General features: G+C 74.0%; 2 protein-coding genes. Both read left to right on the top strand.

The genetic code is table 11. The features are described 5' to 3' along the window. The coding region (galT, locus tag MCM47_RS40480) for a galactose-1-phosphate uridylyltransferase (RefSeq protein ID WP_238951804.1) at positions 1-947 on the top strand (947 nt) is incomplete at its 5' end. 297 nt (positions 948-1,244) lie between these two features. Continuing rightward, positions 1,245-1,584: SLC13 family permease (locus MCM47_RS40475; protein WP_374209284.1), on the top strand; the 340-nt coding region annotated here is incomplete at its 3' end.

The following is a 1,584-nucleotide window of genomic DNA, read 5'->3' as shown; positions in this document are numbered from 1 at the left end:
CGGTCGCCGCCCACCGCCAGCAGCGGACCTACCACCCGCCGGCCGGCGAGTGCCCGCTCTGCCCCTCCCAGGATGATCGGCTCAGCGAGATCCCAGCGGCCGACTACGAGGTGGTGGTGTTCGAGAACCGGTTCCCCTCGCTCGCCACGGACTCCGCAGCGTACGTCGCGGCCCACGACGACCCGCTGCACACCGTCCGGCCGGGCACCGGCCGCTGCGAGGTGGTCTGCTTCTCCCCCGACCACCACGCCTCCGTCGCCGACCTGGACGAGGCCGCCGTCCGCCTCGTCCTGGACGCCTGGACCGACCGCACGGCGGAACTGTCCGCCCTGCCCGACGTCCAGCAGGTCTACTGCTTCGAGAACCGCGGCGAGGAGATCGGTGTCACGCTCCCCCACCCGCACGGCCAGATCTACGCCTTCCCCTTCGTCCCCTCCCGCACCACCCGGATGATCGCCCGCGCAGCGGCGCACCGGATCCGCACCGGGCGGAACCTCTTCGAGGACCTCCTCACCGCCGAACGGGCCGCCCCCGAGCGGCTGGTGCTGCGCGGCGAGCACTGGACGGCCTTCGTACCGTTCGCCGCCCGCTGGCCGTACGAGGTCCACCTCTACCCCAACCGCCGGGTCCGCGACCTCACCGCGCTGGACGAGGCCGAGCGCGCCGAGTTCCCCGGCCTCTACCTCGACCTGCTGCGCCGCTTCGACCGTCTGTTCCCCGCGCCGGCCGGCTCCGCACCGAACCGCACACCGTACATCGCTGCCTGGCACCAGGCGCCGAAGGGCGGCGGCGACGAACTGGCGCTGCATCTGGAGCTGTTCACCGTCCGGCGCGCGCCCGGCAAGCTCAAGTACCTGGCGGGGGTGGAATCGGGGCTGGACGCCTTCGTCACCGACGTGAGTCCCGAGGCCGCCGCGGAGCGGCTGCGGGGCGTCGCGGCCGGCTGACCCGGCGCCCGCGGGAGGAGACCGTACCCGTCGTCCGCACCGGGCCCTCACCGGCCCGGCCGTCCTGCGGCCCGCGACCGTCCTGCGGCCCGTCTCCTCGATCGGTCGGCGGACGCCGTTCAGCGGCGGATGCGGAGCGCGTTACGTCCACCGGGTGAGCAACGGGTCCCGTCGGTGCCAGCCGACCGGCCGTGGCGTGGTGTTTCGGGTTCGATTGCGGATGCTGTCAGCGGTCACCGTCGCCGCGAGGACGCAAGGACGCAGGACGCAAGGACGCAGGACGCAAGGAGCAGACCCCTGAGTACGTCGACCGCAGAAGCGCTGTCCATCGGCTTGCTGGCGCTGGTTCTGCTCTGCGCGGTGGTTCGGCCGTGGGGTTGGCCGGAGGCCGTGGTCGCGGTCCCGGCCGCCGGGCTGGTGATCGCCACCGGCGCGATCTCGCCGGCCCACGCGGCGGACGAGGCCGAGCGACTGGGCCCGGTCATCGGCTTCCTCGCCGCGGTCCTGGTGCTGGCGCAGCTGTGCGACGACGAGGGCCTGTTCCGCGCCTGCGGGGCATGGATGGCCCGGGCGTCCGCCGGGAGCCCGCGGCGGCTGCTGGCGCAGGTGTTCGTGGCCGCCTCGGTGGTCACGGCGG

The sequence above is a fragment of the Kitasatospora sp. A2-31 genome (genome assembly GCF_022288725.1).
Taxonomy (GTDB): Bacteria; Actinomycetota; Actinomycetes; order Streptomycetales; family Streptomycetaceae; genus Kitasatospora.
The sequence above is the reverse complement of the archived record's forward strand: the minus strand, read 5'-3'. Positions and strand labels throughout refer to the sequence as shown.